Annotated in this window: 20 protein-coding genes; 6 read left to right on the top strand and 14 right to left on the bottom strand. The window is 44.2% G+C overall.

Going from position 1 to position 22604, the window contains the following annotated elements; genetic code table 11:
- Position 1: 1 nt before the first annotated feature.
- A complete protein-coding gene (locus V6669_RS15000; RefSeq protein WP_338594715.1) occupies positions 2-1519 on the bottom strand; it encodes a glycoside hydrolase family 43 protein in 1518 nt (505 codons plus the stop codon).
- A 161-nt stretch (positions 1520-1680) separates the two neighbouring features.
- Here V6669_RS15000 and V6669_RS14995 point away from each other — a divergent pair, with 161 nt between their 5' ends.
- Positions 1681-2550, top strand: a complete 870-nt coding sequence (locus tag V6669_RS14995; RefSeq protein ID WP_036670934.1) for an AraC family transcriptional regulator — start codon at positions 1681-1683, stop codon at positions 2548-2550.
- Between the two features lie 120 nt (positions 2551-2670).
- On the opposite strand, the gene V6669_RS14990 is transcribed toward V6669_RS14995, so the two are convergent.
- The 4 genes from V6669_RS14990 to V6669_RS14975 form a co-directional block, all read right to left on the bottom strand.
- A complete protein-coding gene (locus V6669_RS14990; RefSeq protein WP_036670933.1) occupies positions 2671-4365 on the bottom strand; it encodes an ABC transporter substrate-binding protein in 1695 nt (564 codons plus the stop codon).
- A gap of 275 nt (positions 4366-4640) precedes the next feature.
- Positions 4641-4916 (bottom strand): barstar family protein, encoded by a 276-nt coding sequence (locus V6669_RS14985; protein WP_338594712.1) that lies wholly within the window; start codon positions 4914-4916, stop codon positions 4641-4643.
- Positions 4917-4930: 14 nt separating this feature from the next.
- Positions 4931-5365, bottom strand: a complete 435-nt coding sequence (locus V6669_RS14980) for a ribonuclease domain-containing protein (protein ID WP_338594711.1) — start codon at positions 5363-5365, stop codon at positions 4931-4933.
- Between the two features lie 258 nt (positions 5366-5623).
- Positions 5624-6385 (bottom strand): alpha/beta hydrolase, encoded by a 762-nt coding sequence (locus V6669_RS14975; protein WP_338594709.1) that lies wholly within the window; start codon positions 6383-6385, stop codon positions 5624-5626.
- Between the two features lie 138 nt (positions 6386-6523).
- On the opposite strand from V6669_RS14975, the gene V6669_RS14970 reads away from it, so the two are divergent.
- From V6669_RS14970 to V6669_RS14960, 3 genes are all read left to right on the top strand, one after another.
- Positions 6524-7135: a TetR/AcrR family transcriptional regulator gene (locus V6669_RS14970; RefSeq protein WP_338594708.1), complete on the top strand. Its 612-nt coding sequence runs from the start codon at positions 6524-6526 to the stop codon at positions 7133-7135.
- A 27-nt stretch (positions 7136-7162) separates the two neighbouring features.
- A complete protein-coding gene (locus tag V6669_RS14965) occupies positions 7163-8044 on the top strand; it encodes an AraC family transcriptional regulator (RefSeq protein WP_338594707.1) in 882 nt (293 codons plus the stop codon).
- 108 nt (positions 8045-8152) lie between these two features.
- Entirely contained in the window at positions 8153-9433 is a 1281-nt protein-coding gene (locus tag V6669_RS14960) for a glycoside hydrolase family 27 protein (RefSeq protein WP_338594706.1), read from the top strand.
- A gap of 58 nt (positions 9434-9491) precedes the next feature.
- On the opposite strand, the gene V6669_RS14955 is transcribed toward V6669_RS14960, so the two are convergent.
- The 4 genes from V6669_RS14955 to V6669_RS14940 form a co-directional block, all read right to left on the bottom strand.
- Complete coding sequence (locus tag V6669_RS14955; protein ID WP_338594705.1) at positions 9492-9848, bottom strand: hypothetical protein; 357 nt, start codon at positions 9846-9848, stop codon at positions 9492-9494.
- Positions 9849-9982: 134 nt separating this feature from the next.
- A complete protein-coding gene (locus V6669_RS14950; protein ID WP_338594704.1) occupies positions 9983-10711 on the bottom strand; it encodes an amino acid ABC transporter ATP-binding protein in 729 nt (242 codons plus the stop codon).
- A complete protein-coding gene (locus V6669_RS14945; protein WP_074095049.1) occupies positions 10704-12152 on the bottom strand; it encodes an amino acid ABC transporter substrate-binding protein/permease in 1449 nt (482 codons plus the stop codon). Before V6669_RS14945 ends, V6669_RS14950 begins: the two co-directional genes overlap by 8 nt.
- 344 nt (positions 12153-12496) lie before the next feature.
- Entirely contained in the window at positions 12497-14602 is a 2106-nt protein-coding gene (locus V6669_RS14940) for a serine hydrolase domain-containing protein (protein ID WP_338594702.1), read from the bottom strand.
- Positions 14603-14887: 285 nt separating this feature from the next.
- Between V6669_RS14940 and V6669_RS14935 the strand changes: the two genes are divergently transcribed.
- Both V6669_RS14935 and V6669_RS14930 read left to right on the top strand, forming a co-directional pair.
- The gene (locus tag V6669_RS14935) at positions 14888-16318 is read left to right on the top strand and encodes a PLP-dependent aminotransferase family protein (protein WP_338594701.1); all 1431 of its coding nucleotides are present in this window, start codon (positions 14888-14890) and stop codon (positions 16316-16318) included.
- Between the two features lie 45 nt (positions 16319-16363).
- On the top strand, positions 16364-16984 hold the full coding sequence (locus tag V6669_RS14930) for an SDR family oxidoreductase (RefSeq protein WP_338594700.1): 621 nt from the start codon (positions 16364-16366) through the stop codon (positions 16982-16984).
- Between the two features lie 136 nt (positions 16985-17120).
- On the opposite strand, the gene glyA is transcribed toward V6669_RS14930, so the two are convergent.
- The 5 genes from glyA to rbsC form a co-directional block, all read right to left on the bottom strand.
- Positions 17121-18365, bottom strand: a complete 1245-nt coding sequence (gene glyA / locus V6669_RS14925) for a serine hydroxymethyltransferase (RefSeq protein ID WP_338594698.1) — start codon at positions 18363-18365, stop codon at positions 17121-17123.
- Positions 18366-18390: 25 nt separating this feature from the next.
- On the bottom strand, positions 18391-19596 hold the full coding sequence (locus V6669_RS14920) for a benzoate/H(+) symporter BenE family transporter (protein WP_338594697.1): 1206 nt from the start codon (positions 19594-19596) through the stop codon (positions 18391-18393).
- Positions 19597-19615: 19 nt separating this feature from the next.
- Entirely contained in the window at positions 19616-20359 is a 744-nt protein-coding gene (locus V6669_RS14915; protein ID WP_338594695.1) for a YggS family pyridoxal phosphate-dependent enzyme, read from the bottom strand.
- A gap of 327 nt (positions 20360-20686) precedes the next feature.
- Entirely contained in the window at positions 20687-21619 is a 933-nt protein-coding gene (rbsB, locus tag V6669_RS14910; protein WP_338594694.1) for a ribose ABC transporter substrate-binding protein RbsB, read from the bottom strand.
- 13 nt (positions 21620-21632) lie between these two features.
- On the bottom strand, positions 21633-22604 hold the full coding sequence (gene rbsC, locus V6669_RS14905; RefSeq protein ID WP_036670913.1) for a ribose ABC transporter permease: 972 nt from the start codon (positions 22602-22604) through the stop codon (positions 21633-21635).

Here is a 22604-nt window from a genome sequence, read left to right as displayed (position 1 = left end):
ATTACACCTCATTTTTTCTGTTAAACTTCCATTCTCTTAGAAGGATGCTTGAGCTGTCTGTTGAATTTCTAAGCTTAATATACAAGTTTTGTACACCTTTTGCACCCGTAACTTTTGTTGTTAGTTCCACCCATTGAAGAGATCCGGTCGCGGGCGGAACAAGGATTTCTCCAATTAACGGGCCGTCTGCACGATCAAGTCGAAGTTCCAACGTACCTTCTGCTCCTTGATTCCCGATAGTGGCTGAGAAGGTTGCTGGTCCTTCACTTTCAAAGTCGACCTTGGCTATAGCTATCCAGCTGTCATTTTGCAGCTTAGCGGACATCGTATTCGAATCCGATGCAGACAACTCACCAGAGTCAAGATATTGCTCTGTTGATACTCCGCTACTCCATCCAATCGTGGAACCGCTTACCCGTCCATAGGGGTCGAAGCACTTGATTTGATCTACGCCCTGATAATCTGCATGCACCTTCTTGATCTTGCCAGTAGCCTCATCATGCTCGACTCGATTCAGATGTGTTGAACGGTAACCTTCGGGAATATTCATGGCTTGGCATAATGTCTGGGCATGATAGGCGATGTACCATTGATCCGCTAGTTGAAATATAGCATGGTGGTTGTTGCCGCCAATATCAAAAAAGTGTCCAGGATTCTGGAGTAGCGTTCCCTGATATGTCCATGGTCCCATTGGCTGAACACTGGTCATATATGCAATTTCACCGGGTGGTGGGCTGCCCTCTGGCCGATCACCTTCGACAAAATTGGAACAATACGTATAGTAGTAACTATTATTATATTTATGTATCCCTGAACTCTCAAACATATAAGGCGCCTGAATAACCTTCGCGATGCCAACCACGCTGATCATATCGTCTCCCAATCGCATCACTCTTGCCGTATCAGGTCTTTCTGCTTTCCCCTGCGGAATACCACCACCGAAGTATATGTAGGCCTGATGATCATCATCAACAATGACAGCCGGATCGAATAACCAGGTTACTTCCTCCACTCCCGGAGTTTCTCTTGTAATAAGTGCCTTTCCTATAGGATCTATCCATGGACCTACAGGTGTTGGTGCAGACAATACACCAATTCCACTGGCATTGTTAGCGAAATAAAGAAAGAAACAGTCCTTGCCATCCACGTTTCGATGAGCAGCTGCCGGCGCCCATGATTGCGAAGCCCATGTTGCTGCGCCTTGAGGTCCAGCAACTCTGATCTCCCCGTGATCGGTCCAGTTGATTAAATCATCCGAAGAAATGACCGTAATCCGGTTGATTGAACTGTAACTGTTTTTCTGAGGAAGACCGTCCTGATCATATTCCAGCTTATCACTAGTCATATATAAGTAAACTCGATTGTTAAATACCAAAGCATAGGGGTCGGCTCCAAATTTGTGGGCCACCAGAGGATTACCGTTGGGACGAAGTTTTCCAATCTCCCCTGCAATACGCTCCAGATTGGCAGCTTGGTCTTGCTTTTGCTCACCAGCATGTGGTGTTGATTGATGATTCATCGAAAGAATCCCCCTAAAATCGTTTTAGTTGTGCCTTCTACAAGAAAGCGTTTGCAATACAAAAGGTATCATGATAGGATGATTACATTTTAAGGTAAGCTGAGTACAATTTCATTGCGTTAACCGCTCTATTTATTGCGTGAAATGACGGGAGGTACTTCATGAGTGGATCCTCTGAGTGTTTTTATGATCCCATCCAGCCTGAGCTCTTATATCTACACAGTGTAACGACGTATAAGCTGGAAACGATCTATCATCGCCATAATGCATACGAGATCTACCTGTTTCTTCGTGGCAACGTTCACTTTTATGTAGAAAATCGATGTTACCATGTACAGCCTGGCGATTTGCTTGTGATGTCACCCGAGGAGATGCACCGAGCCTTTATTCTGGATGAATCTGAGTATGAGCGAATTACAATCAATCTCAAAAAAACATATCTGTTTCAGCTTTCCACACCATCAACCAATCTATCGTCATGTTTTGATCATCGCCCCAAAGGAACAGGCAACATCGTACATTTAGACGACTATAACATGAAGCAGATGCTGCAATGTACGAACGAACTGGAAGGATTGCTTGCTTCCGATGCTTATGGCACCGATATCAAAATAAATGCAGCCGTAGCCCAATTGTTGGTCATGATTAACGTCTGGTTCCATAACAATTCCTTTGTTCCCAATGACATTATGCCTGAACTGGTTCGTGAAACCATGGATTATATTGAAACACATCTAAATCAAGACATTACGCTTCGCAAACTTGCCGAAGTGTTCTACATGAATAGTACTTATATCAGCCGCCAGTTCAAAAAGCATACTGGATTGACAATCCGTTCCTACATTTTGGGTCGACGTATTGAACGGGCCAAATTCCACCTGTCTGAAGGAATGAGTATTACGGATGCATGCTTTCAATCGGGCTTTAGTGACTATGCCAATTTTATTCGCAGTTTCACCAAAATGGTCGGCATCTCCCCCGGTAGATATATCAAACAAAGACGTGATGCGATGGAAGCTTTGCCACAATAATGACAAGCTCATTCAATTTAAACTAAAAAACATCAAGCCATCCTGCATGGCTCGATGTTTTTTAGTTCTTGATATACTTCGGATCTGCAAACAATTCATTACTGTGATTATATCCGCAAGTTAATTGATCTCTTTACCTGTCCACAATCGAACGCGATCTTTAATCCACTCCGTATACTGCTGTTCCATGCCTACTGCACCTGCATTATCAAGTTCGGTAATCATATTGTCGTATATGCCTTCAAAGGCACTTGGAGAGGATGTAATCGCTTCGGCGATCCGTTTCTGAATAATATCCTGCGTTTTCTGATACACAACGTTATAATCCCCGCTATCCGAAGGTATCGGCATATTGTAAGCCGCGCCCCATTCTTTCACCGGAAACTCTTCTTCGGAAGGGAATAAGTCCTTCCATGTAGTTATGCCATAACCTTTCAACGCTTCTTTCTCCTCATCAGAATAACTTTGCTGAATCTGTTCAGGATAATTCGTTGTATAGTAGTTATCCGTTGAATCTTTGACACCATCCCCGTAGTGAGCACCGAAAATGTAATACAAGCCTACTCCGGTTTCTTTGGTGAATGTGTTATTGTCTTTGTTTTTACGTTCCTGTACATCGGCCGGGATGGTGCGAACACCCTCTTCCACGTTATATTGCTCGCCTTCAACGCCCCAGTTTCTCAATACTTGCCCTTCTTCAGAAGACATCCAATCCAAAAATTTGATGGCACGGACAGGATCTTCACAATCGACTGTTATGCCAATACCATAACCATCAAAGCCGATATTCTGGAAATCTTTACGTTGAAAACTGTCATCTAACGTTACCGGATAGAATCCGTAGGTCATATCGTCTTTCCCTGCGCTTTTCAACGCATTTTCCGCATCACTGAATCCCCAGCTTGGATCAAGCAAGGATAACACGCGACCACTGGCGATTTTGGACTTATACTGGTCATCCTTCTGAACAAAACTGTCCTTGTCCAGCAAACCTTCATTGTACATCTTGTTCAACCACCGGAAATATTCCTTCTCCTCAGGACGTTTGTAATGTAGAACGGCTTCGTAGGTGTCAGGATTGATGAAATACTCACCATCTCCAGGTCCTCCAGTAGACATGACAGCGGGATCAGTAACAGTGATCATTCGCCGCCATCCATCTGCACTAAGCGTCAGCGGAATTGTGGGTTGGCCATCATCTGTGGTCGGATGTTTCTCGTAATATTCACGTAGCACATTTTCGAAATCGTTTAAGGTTTTGATCTCAGGATACCCGAGTTCCTTGACTACACGATGTTGAATGGCAGTACCATTCGTCGCATCGAAGCTGACCTGATCGATTGCACCATTCGTTGGAATCCAATAGATTGAAGGATCGTCATTGCTGTATTTCAACCGATTGAAGTGCTCACCGTAGATCTTTTTCAAATTGGGGGCGTGTTCTTCGATCAGATCCGTCAAATCAATCATTGCCCCGGCATCAACGAGTCTGGTCAAGTTACCTTTTGGGAAGATCAAATCCGGATAATCGCCGCTGGCAGCCATCAGGGAAATGCGGTCGTTTCCACCTCCGCTCGAAATATCGAATTCTGCATCAATGCTTACACCGGTTTCTTCCGTAATTTTCTTCCCTACAGCATCCTGCATTTTGTTCCAGTTCGGACTTGCATCTGCGCCGAAGAATGTAAATGTGATCGGGCTGTTGGGGTCACTCGTATTTGATTCGGAATTCTCTCCAGCGTTTCCGCAACCGGCGGAAACTAGCACAACACTTGTTACGAGACATGCTCCTAGCATTTTTGAAATGGCTCTCATTATTTTTCTGCCCCCTAAATGGTGTTAGTCGTAATAACCAATCTAGACCTTACGATGGTTCACTTTGAAATAGTATACGCTTACATATTCAACCGTTAATAAACGATTACAATCCTGCCTACCCTATTCCATGTTTAAAGTATAAGGAAGTCTAATAACCCCAACCTTGATTATTAAGCCATGAAAATAGCATGATCTAGACATAAGTCTCAGTAAAAATGTGAAGACCAAAAAAGCGATGGTTGCCCATCGCCTCATAAAGCCAAACCTGCATTTCAATAATATAATTCCAACGTAAATCCTTGGATCTCACCTTCCACATCCCGCAACAATTCCATGAGTTGGTCAGCGTAATCTCCAAGAATCTCTTTGCTTTTCTCAAAACCAATCCATTGAACAGTAAGCGGCATGCTTAAAGCCCCAGTCAAGACATCCCATAGTGCGTCCAAATTGCCTCCATAGCTCTCGTCTAACTCAAGCTGGTTCTGCAAAATTTGATGAAGCTCTTCCTTACTGTTAAAGTCGTTTCCGTTAATCTGAATGATGCTCATATCATTTCCTCCGTTTATTTTAACTGTTCAAATGACTTGTAATGATCTGTCGTCTGGTAGATTAAACCGTCATTTGAGTATAGAATTCGGTCGCTTCCGCGCCGTCCTCCTGAGTAATTTATATCGGCTTCATACCATATGCGGCCTTTTTTCTTGGGAAGTAGTCCTTCCCGGTTTCCGAACACGTCGCCGCCAATGCTTTTGCCTGGAGCGACTTCATGTAAATTTCCTTCACTTGGTTCCCAGCCCAGTTCTCTGGCCTCTTTCTTGGTAATGTAATTTGGCGGGAGCTCATTATGCTCCGAGATATAATTGGCAACCTCATCAAATCCCATATCCTCCGAAACTTGAGGCGATCCAATATCAAGTACAGACTCTGATGTACAACCCGAGAACAATAATGCAGCGAGGATGATCACTAACGTGTAAGCAAATTTTCTGAAAAACATAATCTTTTCTCCTTTTGATGTTCTTGCTCTTGTTGTCTTCCATTTTACTGCTACTTCGATGACAATGCCTTTAATGTTAACGACTTGTGGTAATTAAATCAATTCCGTAGGCCCATCATTGAAATGAAATTCAATCAATAAAAGCAGTTAACCCTGCTCCATTGAGGCATACTCGTATCCTTCAACAAAAAAAGCCGCTAAAAAAGCGACTTTAATCGTACCACGGATCATTACCATTCAACACATAAATTTAATACATTATTTTAAATTATCTATCCAGTTCCCTAATGCTGCTACAACCTCTTCCAACTGCTCTTCTTCCGTAATAGCAGGCTGATTATCTCCTTTTTGCATGCCATATGAGCCAAATTGACCGTGATTTCCACCCTCGATACTCACATATGTCGTGTCTTCCGGAAGATTTGCTTTGGAGTTCTCCCAATCTTCCCTGTTAAGCACTCCGTCATCCGAGCCTGTAATCTGTAAGATAGACAAGTCCGTATTCTTCAAGCTCCCCCCTTTATCTGCATAGGAAGCCAAGAAAAAGACGCCTTCCAATTTCTCATTGTGCTCCGCAGCATACCGTGATGCGAATGACCCTCCCAATGAATGTCCGCCAATAACAAACGCTTCGTTAGGATGTTCCTCGATAAAGGAATCAGCCTTGTTTTGACCGAAAATCGCCAAGTTTATTGGCATGTTTGCGATATATACGCGGTGACCCTGTTCTGCGATTTCTCTGGCAAGTGGAGAATAACTTTCAGGTTCAACCAGTCCGCCTGGATAAAAAATAATATTCGGTTTGGTTATCTCTCTACCCACGGGTTCAAATCGGTAACCGTCCTTAATCTTGGTGACATTAACCTGAGCATCACTTGTCATCGCCGTTTCCGCTCGTTCAGAAGGACTATACGTAACCGAATTGAGATATACGAAAACGCCGGCCACGATGATAACGATGGACAGGATCGTCCACATGATTATCTTTTTCCATTTGTTTGTACGTTGTGCTGTTTTCAACCTTAAAACCACCTTGTTATTGAGGATAATGATATGTCTTTTCAACTCTCCATAATTATACTTACCGGTAAGTATAATTACAAGCTGATTTTGCTTACTATCGTTATTTGTCATAAAATATTCATGGAGGGAAGTCCAATGACAGAAAAAACACACAAACGATTGCCTGGAAGACCCAAACATGGCAACGACGATATCTCAATTCAGCAAACCATTATTCAAACTGCTTCACAGTTATTCATGGAGTATGGCTACGAAACAGTCACGCTTCAGCAAATTGGCAAAACATGTAGCGTATCAAAACCAACCATTTATTATCATTTCACCAGCAAACCAGAGCTTTTTAAGGTTGCTTTTACAACAATGCTACAGAATGTGAGCCGGTTAACCTCGCATATGCTTGATCAAGCCGAGAATTTGGAGTCGGGGCTTGTGCGATTGGCAGAGGCCAGACTGGGCAATCCACATGCGGAGATTGAAACCATGCTCAAAGAAGCTGAGCCTTTTCTTGAACCAGCTCAAATTCAGGATATACGCAACGCGGAGCATCAGATTCACGAAGTGTTAGCCTCTCATTTCCAACGGGCAATGGATGAAAACAGATTGCGGACGGACGATCCGTTTTTCCTGGCAGAGACCTTCTCGACATTGATGTTAATGGGTAATCGGGAAGATAACCTGCATAAATATGGTTCCAACTTTTCACTAGGCCAGAAGCTAGTAGATATTTTCATTCGCGGAGCGCAGTAAAAATTCAGGGCAACAAGGAGAGCTGACATGAATATCCCTAGAGGAACCTATGGGTTTCGATTCGCCGAAGACAAGGAACTTCAATTGTGTGTACTGTATGCGGCAGGATGTGATTCAATAACCGATCCTTCTTATCATTGGGATGGACTCGAACGTTCGGACGGGCCTCTCCTGTTATTCCAATATACACTCTCGGGTGAAGGTGTATTTGAGTCGAATAATCGCATTTATCATGTTACCGCAGGACAAGCTTTTTTGGCCGAAATTCCGGGAACTCATCGCTATTACTACCATTCAGCATCAAAAGAACCTTGGGAGTTTCTGTTCCTGCTGTTCAGGCCCACTCTTATTCTGCCCCATTGGCGAAAATTCCTTCGGGAAGCTGGAGAGGTTCCCTATCTTCCCACTGATTGCACACCCATCCGACTGTTGCGGATGATCGTGACTGATGCGGCGGCAGGCAGAATCACTGATCCTCTGATCGCATCATCCAGCGTATATCAGTTCATGACAGAACTGACTCGATTACAGAAAACAACAATGGGCAACAGGGAGAATTGGTCTGAGAACATTCAAATAGCCGTTGAATACATAGAAAACAACTACTCCAAGATGATCAGTATCGATCACCTTGCGGAGCATGTTTCCCTTTCCAAATATCACTTTATACGTCGCTTTTCCGCAAGTACAGGCTTGACGCCTGGTGCTTATCTGACCCGTGTACGTACCGAGAAAGCAATGGAACTGCTGCGCGGAACTTCTCTTAGCATTGAAGTCATCGCCGAGCAAGTCGGGTATTCCAGCGGAAGTTATTTTATCAAAGCCTTTCGCAGCATAACCGGGGTTACGCCAGGTGAATTTCGCAGTGGCGGAGAAAGCCTTGTGTACCGTAAATTGTTCTTCGACTAAGCGCAATATTTTGCTATTCAACACTCAACATTACTGTAGATATTAATAAAATCCTTTATTATGATGAATTGAGCGAGAGCAATAATTAATCCATAAAGGAGCATTCCCATGAATCATACGCTTGCAGCATCAACTCCACCGCTTGGCTGGAACAGCTGGGATTGTTACGGCGCGGCCGTTACGGAAGACGAAATTCGTGGCAACGCCGAGTACATGGCAGAACATCTGAAAGACTTCGGCTGGAGTTATATTACGGTCGATATTCAATGGTACGAGCCTTTGGCCAATTCTTCGCAATATCGTCCGTTCGTCCCACTCATCATGGATCAATATTCGCGGCTTATGCCTGCCGAGAATCGCTTTCCCTCCGCTGCAGGTGGACAGGGATTCAAGCCATTAGCCGACTACGTTCATAGTCTTGGGCTGCAATTCGGCATTCACATCATGCGTGGTATTCCACGTCAAGCTGCACATGCGGCTACTCCGATTCTGGGTACAACCGCCACCGCGCGTGATATTGCTCATCCGAACTCCATCTGTCCGTGGAACACAGATATGTATGGTGTTGATAGCTCAAAAGAAGGCGCACAAGCCTACTACGATTCGCTTTTTGAACTGTATGCACAATGGGGCGTTGACTTGGTGAAGGTGGACGATATTGCTGCTTCAAGGCTCTATGACACCCATCAGCCTGAGATCGAAATGATATCCAAAGCGATTGAGCGCTCCGGTCGGCCCATGGTACTAAGTCTCTCTCCTGGCCCTGCCCCGGTGGAATACTCAGAATTCTTGGCTGATCATGCCAACATGTGGCGTGTCACCGACGATTTCTGGGACCTTTGGCCGCTGTTATTGGATATGTTCGACCGCTGCCGGACGTGGCAGGGCGTTCCCCAAGCAGGTTGCTGGCCAGACTGTGATATGTTGCCTTTGGGTCATATCGGTATCCGTTCTGTAGACGGTGGTGGAGCAGATCGTTGGACTCGGTTCACGCCTGATGAGCAATTGACGATGATGTCACTGTGGAGTATCTTCCGCTCCCCGCTCATTTTTGGTGGTGAACTGCGAGATAATGATGATTGGACACTCTCCCTGCTAACCAATCGAGAGGTTCTGCGAATGCATCGCGAGAGTTATGGAGCCAAAGAAGCCTTACGTAAAGAAGATCTTATTGTGTGGACTGCCCAGCATACGGATGGTTCCTCTTACGTCGCCGTGTTTAACATCGGTGAGAATGCTCTACCTGTGAATCTGTCCATTGATGAGGTCGGACTGTCCGGTATTACCGAAGGTACCGAATTGTGGAGCCGAGAAGCAGCTGAATTTACAGAGAACTCCTTAGTTACTACTGTACCTGCGCACGGCGTGCGTCTCTATCGGTTTTCCTAAGTTTGCAAAAGAAAAAGAGAGGTCTGTCGTTCATTAGACAGACCTCTCTCTCATTTCATCAGTATGTATCCATGACTTGAACGGCCAGATGAAATGCTTTAATCCTTCTTTCCAGAAGAGTCTTTTGCGGGCTACCTTCCTTGGACTTGGCATACATGCTTTCAAGGGATGGAAACAATCCAATCAAGACAAGACGGGCTTGTGCTATATCTTCCTTGGTGTATGAATGAGCTTTTTGATTCCAGACATTTTCCAATAACGCTGCGCCGATATGCAGAGCTTTGAGGCGTTTTTGTAATAAGGTAGTATTTGAACTTTTCTGGATCATATTTGCTAGAGCATTTTCCGATTTGCGGATGGTAGATTGAAAGGCTTTAATGAATTCCAGTTGAACTTCTTGTGACACATTTTCCATGGAGTACAGACCTCGCTTTCTTCCCTTATTTGGTTGGTCTTTCAAGAAAGGAACGCTATTAAATCACCTCATAAATATAACAAAAAAAGCCGCTTAAAATAGCGACTTTTAATGGGTTAATGCTTGATTCAGTTCTAGAGTACCTTCTCCAAAAAGCTGATCGTCCGTTCATTCTTCGGATTTCCAAATATCTCTTCCGGAGTGCCCTGCTCGACGATATAACCACCGTCCATGAAGATCACACGATCGGCTACTTCACGGGCAAAACCCATCTCATGGGTAACGATCATCATCGTCATGCCTTCGCTCGCGAGGTCTTTCATAACACCAAGCACTTCTCCTACCATCTCAGGGTCGAGCGCCGAAGTTGGTTCATCAAATAACATAACGTCCGGATTCATGGCAAGCGCACGAGCGATCGCTACACGTTGTTTTTGTCCACCTGACAGTTGTGTTGGGAAGCTATCTGCTTTATCAGACAGACCCACACGTTCAAGTAATTTGAGTGCTGTATCGCGCGCCTGCTGTGAATTTAATATCCCGAGTTCTCTGGGCGCAAACATGATGTTTTTAAGTACACTAAAATGAGGGAACAAGTTAAAATGTTGAAATACCATGCCAATATTTTCACGAGCTTTGTTCAGGTTGGTTTTAGGATCATTCAGATCCTGATCATCCACGATAACCCGGCCTGCCGTAATGGCATCTAATTGGTTGATGCAGCGCAAGAAGGTACTTTTTCCCGAACCGGAAGGCCCGATGACACAGACGACTTCTCCTTCGTTGACCGCCACATCAATTCCCTTGAGAACCTGATTCGTGCCGAAACTTTTCTTCAAACCTTCAACTTTTATTTTAGCCACGACGAACCTTCACCTCCAGATAATCAGCAACTTTGGTCAATGTGATGATGACAATCAGATACATAACCGCAACCGTTAACCAAATGTCAAAAGAGGAGAACGTTCTTGCAATAACAATTTTACCCGATTGTGTCAACTCTACGAGACCGATAACGGACAAGATTGACGTATCCTTCAACGTGATAACCATCTGGTTAATGAAGGACGGAATCATAACCCGCACTGCCTGCGGAATGACAATCTTTATCATCGCTTTGCGATAAGGAAGACCCAATGAACGGGCAGCTTCCATCTGACCACGATCAATCGATTGAATCCCGCCTCGGATAATCTCGGTTACGTACGCTCCTGCATTCAGACTAAGTGTCAGAATCGCTGCCAAGAACAATGGCATCGTGAAGCCCATCGCCTGTGGAATCCCGAAATAAATAAAGAATGCCAGGACAATCAGCGGAATGCCTCGGAAGATATCTACAAATACAGTGGCAACACCACGAAGGAATTTGTTCTGTCCCACCTTCATAAATCCGAAAATCAGACCGATGATAAACGCAAAGAACAGGGACACAATCGTGTATAAAAGTGTGTTTCCCAGACCTTTAAAAAGTGCAGGAAGAGATTTCTGGATTAGCTCCCAGCGACCTTGATTAGCAACAGTCGGAGCGTTCTCACCAAGATATGTCTCGGTAATGCGTTTATACTCACCGTTAGCTTTGATATTGGCGAGACCTGTATTAAACATCTCCAAAAGCTCCTGGTTTTTCCCCTTGCTTACTGCAAAACCATAAGGAGCGCCATCTTCTTTGTCGGTAACAATTTTCAAACCGTTGTTCTGATTAACCCCATAGGCCAGTACAGGATAATCTTCAAAACAGGCTACGGAATTACCAGTTTTTACATCCTCATACATTTGGTATGACTCATCAAACGGAACGATCGTAAATCCATACTCTGAAGCAATGGACTCTGCAAAACTAAACCCTTCTGTTCCGGTTTTCACGGCTACCTTCTGCCCACGAAGGTCTTCATAACTCTTAATTGTGTCATTGTTGGCACTAACACCCATAACGACACCTGATTCAAAATAAGTATCAGAAAAATCAAATTTTGCTTTTCGCTCATCCGTAATACTCATCCCTGCGATCACACCATCGACTTGATTCGCCTCAAGTGCCTGTACAGCTGCGTTAAATCCCAGGGATTTGATTTGATACTTGAAATTTTGATCTTTGGCGATGGCATCCAGCAAATCCATGTCGATACCAACAAAATCACCATTCTCATCTTCATATTCGAATGGAGCAAATGTGACATCAGTTCCGATAACATAGGTTTTACCGGAATCGGACGCTGCTGCAGCGTTCCCTACCCATCCTGATAGACCGCTCACCAGGAGCAGCATCAGTGAAAGTATAAAAAATGAGATCTTCGTTGTTTTCATGTGTCCTCCCCGTCTCGGTGTTGTCCGAATAATCATTATTTTCTTTGGAATCGGTATTACTGTTATGCTTTTTGTCGTTCTTCTGCCCATTTGATTGTTATTATTTACTGTATATTAACAATCAATGCTTTGCCTTTCCACTTGCAACATTTTCCTCCATCATTTTTTTCCAACCAGTAAAAGTCCTCTTAATACTTACCCTTTAGGTAAGCTTTGCGAAACCCAATATTACATTGTGAATCTGAAAAAAGGTACATTTACTTTAAAACGTATTATTTAAAATTTAAAACTCAAAAAAAGCCGCGATTTCCGCGACTTTTTATTGTACAGTTTTTTATCATCCATTAATTTGATCTGGTTGTCAATACAATCTCGAACTTCGAACCAGCTTCACCCGCGAACACAATGGTTCCGTTCTCAGGCAATACAATTTCGTTTTGTCCACTGACCACTGTATGATTAATGCCTACACCCGCTTGGTTGTATACAGCAAATGCGCTGTTTGCAGACATCTTGACGGTCATTTCTTTACCTGCAGCTGATGTTGGAATCGAGTACCATGTGGCATGACCATTCGCCTGAATCGTAGTCTTCGATTGTTTTCCCGCATAGATCGGTTTGATGATGTCTTGAGCAGCATAAACGTTGCCTCCAGCTGTAACATATTCCACGCCATTTTCCTCATAGAAATTAAACTCCATCGTGTCACGGCCCGCTAATCCAGGAATTTGCAATTGGTTCACGGCTTGGTTAGCTCCAACAATTTTATTGGTGTAGATATAACCAGGCAGCTCATTAAAAGTATGAATGGGAATCATCGGCATCGCTGCGTTGTACAGTGTTGATGTGTATTTTTCATTGACCAACACGTAGGCTTTGCCTTCCCGTTTCTGCCATGCGGCCTTTACTTCTGCAGACAATTCATTGGTTTCAAGCTTTTCTGCTTTATATTCCGAGGAAGCAACTTGCCCAAGCCCAGGAACGGACTGATACGAGCGAGACCACAAGTATGTGTTCCCGTTGACTTCCTGAACGAACTTCAGCTTTTCCGTAGCCGCATCATTAACAAATGAGCCATCATTGGTGTACGTATAGGTCTGATCAGGACTGTTAGGAGAGGACAGATTAGATAGCGTTAATTGCCCATCATCTTTTACGTCCATCTTCATTAACATGTTTGCCCCACCCGCGTATATGCCAGTGTGCTGTGTAAGTTCCTTCGACATGGTTGTTTTCACCGGTGCATCATAAGACTTCTCCGGCTTACGCTCTGGAATGATATTCTTCTCCTCAAGCGCGCCAAGCAACAGCTCAGTTGCCAGCAATTGATCCGTTGAGCTATGACCACCCGAAGAGGTTACCGCAGCAGCCATATTATACTCCGGAAGTACAATCAATGAGGAATGATAGGTTATTGTATTGCCGCCTTTGCTTACTGCTTGGATGCCGTAATCATTAAAAGGAAACAGGTTCACGCTGTCCCAGCCCAGGCCGTAACCAATAGAAGAATCGCCTTCTTCTGGCCACATGCCTCTCTTGTATTCTTCTTGCTCCATGGCCTCTACGGATTCCTCCGAAAGAACACCTTCAACCTCACTTGTAAAGATTTTCGAGAACTGAACCAGATCTTCAGCGGTGGAATAGATGCCTCCCGAGGCAATCATATTTGTAGTCTCTAATGGGAGTTGCTCCTCATGCGAAGGGGAATATGTTGCTGCCATCTGGCTAAAGTCCACAATATCCTGTGGTGTTTTGGTATTCTCCATACCAAGAGGTTCGGTTATGTACCGGTGCATGAAAGTTGTGAAGCTCATGCCGCTAACCCGCTCAACCAGAATTTCAGCTAATGTAAAACCGTCATTACTATACACCGAGTATGCGCCAGGATCGGCCTTCAAATGTTGCGTCGCCAATTGTTCCAGTAACGTATCATGTGCATAGGTATCATTATCTCCAAACAGTATTGCACTGTTACTTGACGTTCCGAGAAGTCCGGATGAATGATTCAGTAACATGCGTGGTGTAATCTGTTGGTAACGCTTGTCTTTCATTTTAAAGTCTGGAATATACTTCACGACAGGCTCATCAAGATCGATCTTGTCCTCGTCAACGAGCTTCATTACGGCGGTTGTGAGCATCATTTTGCTGGTTGAACCAATGCCATACATGGTATTTGAAGAAAGCGGGATGTTGTTTTTCAGATCATTTTTGCCTGCCTGACCGGAGATCACAATCTCGCCCTCATCCATCAGTGCGTACTGCACACTTGTCGTAGCGTAAGATTCAGTAAGTACCTTTGCCTTCGCGCTTACTGCCTTTTTAATTAGATCATACGTAGGGTTACTATCGTTACTGGTAGCGGGTGTGGCCATGGCCGACATTGGGGACATCATTGCAAACACCAAAGTTATGGCGGCGATAGACGTTCGTTTCTTTCGTGTCAATCTCATCTTCTCCTGTCTAGTCTATGGATTAGGAATCTCTGTGTTAGTACTCCAGTAGTGTAACCGAAGAAGATGAACTGTCTGTGGCTTGAATATGAATCGAGTATGAACCAAGCAGGACCAACCCAAATAGGTTGGACACACGGTAAAAATCGCTTTAGTCCAGCTTTGTTTTGTTTGCAAATTAAACTTTTGCTATAATGGTATATCAATCAATGGAGTGCCAATAACATGGCTAAGTACATAAATAAATGCAGTCCATAATGCAGCATGAGTAATGGAGTTGAAGCAATGCTAAAAGTTAATCGGAATGACCAACGCCCGATCTGGCAGCAACTTTTGGATCAAGCGATTCATAATATCACAACCGGGAAATGGCAACCAGGCGAATTGCTGCTTCCATCACGTGAACTTGCTCAATTAATTGGTGTTTCACGGTCAACCATACAGATTGTGTACGAAGAATTATTCAGCCGAGGGTATACGGTAACTTCCCGTCGGGCTGGGACAAGGGTTAGTGATTGGACATATGCACCTCGGTCAACAGAAGGCATCACGATGCAAGGGCCTATTCCGCCCGAACTGCCTACACTAAACGAATCGATTGGTCATCTGCATAGTTGGTTTGGCAATAGAGACAATCGCAAAATAGAAATTGATTTTAATCCCCACGAGCCTTATCTGGATGAAAGTTTCACAAAAGCCTGGAGGCAATCCTTTTTACAAGCTTCCACTGAACCTAATCTGGATCTTTGGGCTTATGGTGATGCCAGAGGGTTACTGGCGTTAAGAGAACAGATTCAGCGTTATTTGTCACTTGAACGAGGCATTCATATCGATGTTGATCAAATCTTGTTAACCTCAGGTGCACAACATAGTATTGATTTAATTGCCCAGGCACTCTTAAGTGAGGGAGACAGAGTTTCGGTAGAAGATCCCGGCTTCCCAGCCGCTTGGATGGCGATGAAATACCGCCGGATGCAAGTCGATCCCGTTCCAGTCGATGAATATGGATTATGTGTAGATCATATTCACCCACAGACAAAACTCGTATTTGTCACACCTTCTCATCAATGCGCCGTTGGTGTTATTATGTCGGAGCCACGCAGGCAACAATTGATGCACTTGGCAGCTCATCATCGATATTGGATTGTTGAGGATGACTACGATAGCGAATTTAGGTACCGTGGAGATCCGCTTCCGACTATATTCAGTCAGCAACCTCAGAATACGCTTTATATGATGAGTTTTTCCAAAATGGTTGCACCAGGCATTCGACTATCCGCTATCATTGGCCCCAAAATAGCTATCGATCACCTTACTCAAGTTCATGAATTAACCTATCGTCATCTGCCGATTATGGAACAATTAACGCTAACTCATTTTATTGAACGTGGTCATTTCATGCGCCATATGAGAAGAGTTCGGAACATATATCGACGCAGACACGAAGTCATGACCAAAGCCATTGTTGCTTCTGGGCTAGGCTCACGATTTACATTAAGTGGTGTGGAAACGGGATTACATATGCTTCTAGAATCTGAAACGTCATTTGACGAAGAAGCGCTGACGAATGCTGCCCTTGATCAAAGTGTACGCGTGTATCCACTTAGCAAATATTGCCTGGAAAGTCATCGTAAAGGATGGATATTAGGTTTTGCAAAAGTGGATGAGGATCAGATTGAGGAAGGCATTCATCGGCTTGCAAAGATTGTATTATGATGGAGAACATGCTCTCCAATCGGATTCGAAAGGATGTTTTTTGTGATGAAAATTTTAGTATTAGGAGCCACCGGACGGGTTGGGAGTCATTTCGTCTCTAATGCCCTACGTTCCAATCATCATGCAACTGCACTGGTTAGAAGCCCGGAAAAGGTACAAATCAGGGATGACAATTTCGTTCTGCATCAAGGGAATGCTTTAGTCAAAGAAGATATTTATCAAGCCATACAGGGTGTGGATCTCGTTGTTAGTTCCTTAAGTACTGATGGAACAACTACATTATCACAATCCATGGGATTGATTGTTAAGGCTATGGCTCAGGAGCGTATCAAAAGAATCATTACCATTGGTACAGCAGGAATATTGCAAAGTCGAACGGATCCTGGCTTGCTTCGTTTTCAATCGCCCGAGTCCAGACGCAAGTCCACGCGGGCAGCTGAAGAACATCTGGAGATGTACAACATTCTCAAAGCTTCAAAGTTAGAATGGACCATCGTGTGTCCTACCTACTTATTTGATGGAGAATCTCTCGGTAAATACCGGGTTGAGCGTGACTATTTGCCTGACGGCGGAACTTCTATATCTGTAATCGATACTGCGGAGTTTGCTTATCAGCAATTAATGTCTGATGAGTATGTACAGTCTCGTGTAGGTATAGCCTACTAGGGCGTGTCTTAAATCTCATTTACGGTATATCTCTTCTGTTCAAAAAAGTAAGTTTTAATATGAGCAAGCAAAATAAGAGCCTGCAATTGTTATCCAGTGGTAACAATTGCAGGCTCTATCTGTGTCTGTTGTTAAACTATTTTAGGTCTTTATATAGAGGAAATTGCGAAGTGATTTCACGCACACTACCTAATATTTGATTTTTTACATCCGAGTTCTTTGGATTTTTAAAAGCAAGCCCTATCAGCTGAGCAATTTCTTTCATTTCCCTGGCTCCAAGTCCTCTGGACGTCATAGCCGGCGTCCCAAAACGAATACCGCTTGTAACCAAAGGACTTGCCGCATCGTGAGGGATTGCATTTTTATTCGCGGTAATCCCTACTTTATCCAGTAAAGCTTCGGCTTCTTTGCCTGTAAGCCCCATAGTTCGTAAGTCAACCAACACGATATGATTATCTGTTCCTCCCGATACAAGGGTGAGCCCTTCATTCATTAAAGTTTCTGCCAATACGTTGGCGTTATTCAGAACACCTTCAATATATGTTGTGAAATCGGATTGCAATGCCTCACCTAATGCCACCGCTTTCCCCGCGATAACGTGCATGAATGGCCCACCCTGGGTTCCCGGGAATACAGCTTTGTCGATCGCCTGTGCCCAGGAGTCCCGGCACAAAATGGCTCCACCTCGTGGTCCTCGTAAGGTCTTGTGTGTGGTGGTTGAAACAAAATGGGCATGTGGTACCGGGTTAGGATGTAAACCTGCCGCAACAATTCCTGCTATATGCGCCATATCTACAAAGAAAAGAGCTCCCACTTCGGCGGCAATCTGGGCAAATAATTCAAACTCAATGGTCCGCGGGTATGCACTTCCACCTGCAACAATCATGCGTGGACGATACTTATAAGCAAGTTTACGTACTTCGTCAAAGTCAATACGGCCCGTCTGTGCATCGACACCATATGGAACAAAATTGTAAAACCTACCTGAAAAATTAACAGTACTTCCGTGTGTTAGATGACCACCCTGGGATAGATTCATGCCAAGTATTGTGTCCCCAATCTCAACCGAGGCAAAATATACTGCCATGTTGGCCTGAGAACCGGAGTGAGGCTGCACATTCGCATGTTCAGCGCCAAAAAGTTCTTTAAGGCGGCGGTTCGCTATCTCTTCGACTGTATCGACATGCTCACACCCGCCATAATATCTTCTGCCCGGATACCCCTCCGCATATTTATTGGTCAATACCGAACCTGTTGCTTCCATCACAGCTTGACTTACAAAATTCTCTGATGCAATCAGTTCTATCGTATCCCGCTGCCTTCCAAGCTCTTGCTGGACAGCCATTCCTATTACTTTATCTTGCTTCTCCAAATGTTTCATGAACATCTTCCTCTCAATATTACGGTTATTTATTCGTTCCAAACTGTTTTTTGGGAAATTTACTATTCATCAGTAGATGTGCCATCATTCCTGCAAACAGTCCCCAAAATGCACCACCCACACCAAGCAAAGTCACATTCGCTGCTGTCGCCAAAAACGTAATCAATGCAGTTTCACGTCCCTTAGGGTCCGTTAATGCATTGGCAAGACTGCCACCGATCGTTCCTAGTAAGGCCAATCCCGCTAATGTTGCAATAAAGGTAGCAGGAAGAATCAAAAATAGAGCAGCCAATGTTACGCCAAAAATGCCGACAAAAATATAAAAAACACCACAAGCAATACCTGCAATATAACGTTTGGTTGAATCCTCATGTGCATCCTTTCCTGTACAAATCGCTGCTGTAATAGCTGCCACATTAAAAGCATGTGATCCGAATGGGGCTGCAAGAAGCGAACCCAAACCTGTTACGGCCAAAATAGGATTGGCACTTGTCTTGAATCCATCATTACGCAGAACAAGCATTCCGGGCATATACTGCCCTGTCAAGGTAATAATGAACAGCGGTAGCGCAACGCCAAGTAAAGCATTTAACGAAAATGCTGGAACAACAAATACAGGCGATGCTACAGCCAATTGGATCGTACTGAAGTCTGTTTTTCCCATGCATATCAAATAAATCGAACCGATCGCCAATATGCCAACAATGGCGTAACGGGAAGTAAACCTTCTTAGCACGATATAGCCTGTAAACAGTACAATCACAAGCAAAGGATCTACCTTCGCCCCTCCAAAGGCCGATATTCCAAACTGTAGTAAAATACCAGCTAACAATCCGGAAGCGATGCCTGGGGGAATAAGTCGAACGAAACGTTCAAACATGCCTGACCAACCTAAAATAATAAATCCAACTGCTGAAATCATGTAAGCGCCAATTGCTTCTGGATAAGGGGTTACCACTAATGCTGAAACGAGAAATGCCACACCCGGTGTAGACCAGGCTGTAATAATCGGCTCCTTATATCGATAACTGAGCCAAATCCCCGTTACTCCTACCCCAATCGAGATGGACCATATCCAGGAAGCGGTCATTTCCGGGCTTAAACCAGCCACTTTTGCAGCTTGAAAAACAAGGATAAACGTACCCCCGTAATTAACAATTACGGATATCAAAGCGGCGATTACCGGCGATATCAAATCACGGCCACGTAACGAAGGGGATGCTGTCTTCATATTTAACACTACCTCTCACTTAATCATCGATGCGTGTGTTTTCATTCCAGTAATATTCGTCTGGTAAATACCGTGGTCCAAATACACTTGTCCCTACGCGTATCATTGTAGCTCCTTCTTCAATGGCGACTTGGAAGTCACCAGACATACCCATCGATAGAATATCCATTGCTACACGCGGGATGTTTTTCTCTTTAATTTGAGTGCGAATACGGTTTAACAAACGAAAACAATGCCTTGTTTCTTCGTTCGTTGCATTCAGTTTTCCAATGGTCATTAAACCTTTCACATTTAATGTCTCGAATTGAGACAACTGTTCTACAAGCTCGACGGCTGTTTCTGGAGAAGCACCAAATTTACTTTCTTCGTAGGACGTATTAATTTGCACAAGAATGTCTAAGGTCTTATTCTCTTTGAGAAGCTGGTTATGTAACGCTTGACCCAGTTTCAGACGATCTACGGAATGGATGAGCGTAACATATTTAACAACGTCCTTTACTTTATTTGTTTGCAGATGTCCGATAAAATGCCATTCCACCTGCTTGCTTTGTTCCATGAGTGGGAATTTGTCTCGGAGTTCCTGAGCTTTGTTTTCTCCAAACAGGAGCTCACCTGCTTGGATAGCTATTTGTAATTTCTCTAGCGGTACCGTTTTGGTCGCGAGCAACAATTGGATGTCCTCTATGTTGCGACCTGAAGCCTGGCAGGCCAATGCCATTTGCTGTCTTACAGCTTGAAGATTTTCTTCTACTAGGTGTTTCATGTCAGCCACCTTCTTTCTATTCCAAACAGGAATAAATCAATGAGATTAGCTCCTCCTTATGTATTGTGAAGAATGTGTGGAACGTCATGCTAGTATAGCAACGCATGGATTGGATATACATATCCAAAAACGCTCCTTTTGAGCAGTCCAAAACGACAAAGTGGACATTAATTCAATTGGGGCACCTTTAATATGCTTTTAAAAGTCAATAATCTGATTGATGTGATGCCCGCACGCTTCTTCTGAAATGAAAAAAAGCCGCTAATTTAGCGGCTTGGTTTAGTCCTATGTTCATGTCCAAAACGAAGATACATGTTTTATGATGATTTACTCATTCACATTTTCCTTGGTTACCAGCTTCAATTCAGCGGGAATGGATGACTCCACCTGCTTGCCACTGAGCACATCCAGAGCTGCTTGCAGCGCCAGTTGGCCAATCAGCACAGGCTGCTGAGCGACTGTTGCCGTCAATTTCCCATCCTTAATGGATTTGATTGCATCATCATTACCATCGAATCCGATGACCGGAATGTCTTTACCTGAGCTTTGAATCGCTTCAATCGCACCAAGTGCCATCTCATCATTATGGGCAAATACCGCCTGCACGTCAGGATTACCCTGAAGCAGATTCTCCATGACATTTAATCCTTTGGACCGATCGAAATCAGCAGATTGTTTGGAAACCACATCAAGTTGCTTGTCAGCCACTTCATGGAAACCTTTACCCCGTTCTCTTGTTGCGGAAGCGCCAGGTACACCCTCAAGTTCAATGACTTTTGCGCCCTCACCCAGTTGTTCCACAAAATATTCAGCTGCCATGCGTCCGCCTTTAACGTTATCAGATGCCACTAGTGCCGCCACTTCGCCTTTATCTGCGGAGCGATCCAGCGTGATCACGGGAATGCCAACACTATTAGCGGATTGAACCGCTGTGGAAATCGCTGCAGAGTCCGCGGGGTTGATCAACAGTGCACTAACGCCTTGCTGAATAAGATCATCCACATCATTGGTTTGTTTGGCCGAATCGTTCTGCGCATCAACCACGATGACCTGTACTCCCTGTTTTTTGGCTTCAGCCATGACTCCATCCTTCAGTGATACAAAGAATGGATTATTTAGGGTAGATATCGACAAACCTATTTTCTTTTGTCCGTTACTTTTGGAAGGGTCAGGTTTGGCCCATTCCGGTGGCTCCAGAGAGCACCCGGCCAGAACGATGATCATCAGCATACTTACGAGTGTTAAAGTCCACTTTTTCATATATATTCTCTCCTTATGCTGTTTTCTTGCGGTCCAGCAGGACGGCAATGGCAATGACGATACCTTTCACAACCATTTGGTAAAATGAGTTTACTTCAAGCAAGTTCAATCCATTATTCAACACGCCGATAATCAAAACACCGATCAGTGTACCGACGATGCGTCCACGTCCTCCAGCAAGACTTGTACCACCCAGTACAACCGCTGCGATTGCATCCAGCTCATAGGATGTACCTGCTGTTGGTTGCGCTGAATTCAAGCGTGATGTCAAAATTGCACCTGCCAAAGCAGCGAGCATACCTGTCAGGGAGTAGATCATAATCTTCACGCGATTAACTTTGATACCTGAGATAATAGAAGCTTTCTCATTACCGCCGATGGCGTACGTTTTGCGGCCAAAAGCTGTTTTATGCAAAACAATCCATAGAATCATGAAGGTAATCAGCATCGTGATTGCAGGCACCGGAATGCCCAGCAGGTAACCACGGCCGAACAGTTGGAACAACAGATTATCCCCGAGTCCTGTAATTGGATTACCATTCGTGTACACCAACGTCAGTCCTCTAAATATCGTCATCGTTGCCAATGTAGCGATAAACGGAGCCATTCTGCCTTTGGTAATCATCAGTCCGTTCACCATACCCATGACACCACCGAGTGCTACACCGATAATGATGGACAAGATCGGGTCCAGGCCGGACAACATCATGTTTGCTACAAAAGCACTGGATAAAGCCAAGATTGAGCCGACCGACAGATCAATTCCACCCGTCAGGATAACAAATGTCATACCGAAAGCAATCAGCGCATTAATCGAGACTTGACGCAATAAATTCAAGATATTAAGCGGTTCCAAGAAACTTGGATTCAACACCGATACGATGAGAATAAGAATGATTAAGCCGAGCAGCGGTCCTAATTTTTGTATCACACTTGAGAAACGGAAGCCGCTTTTAGCCGTTTTGTTTTCCTGCATTGTTGTCAT

This window comes from Paenibacillus sp. Y5S-9 (assembly GCF_036894235.1).
In the GTDB taxonomy this organism is placed as follows: Bacteria; Bacillota; Bacilli; order Paenibacillales; family Paenibacillaceae; genus Paenibacillus.
Note: the sequence above shows the minus strand (reverse complement) of the source record. Positions and strands in the feature narration are given on the sequence as shown.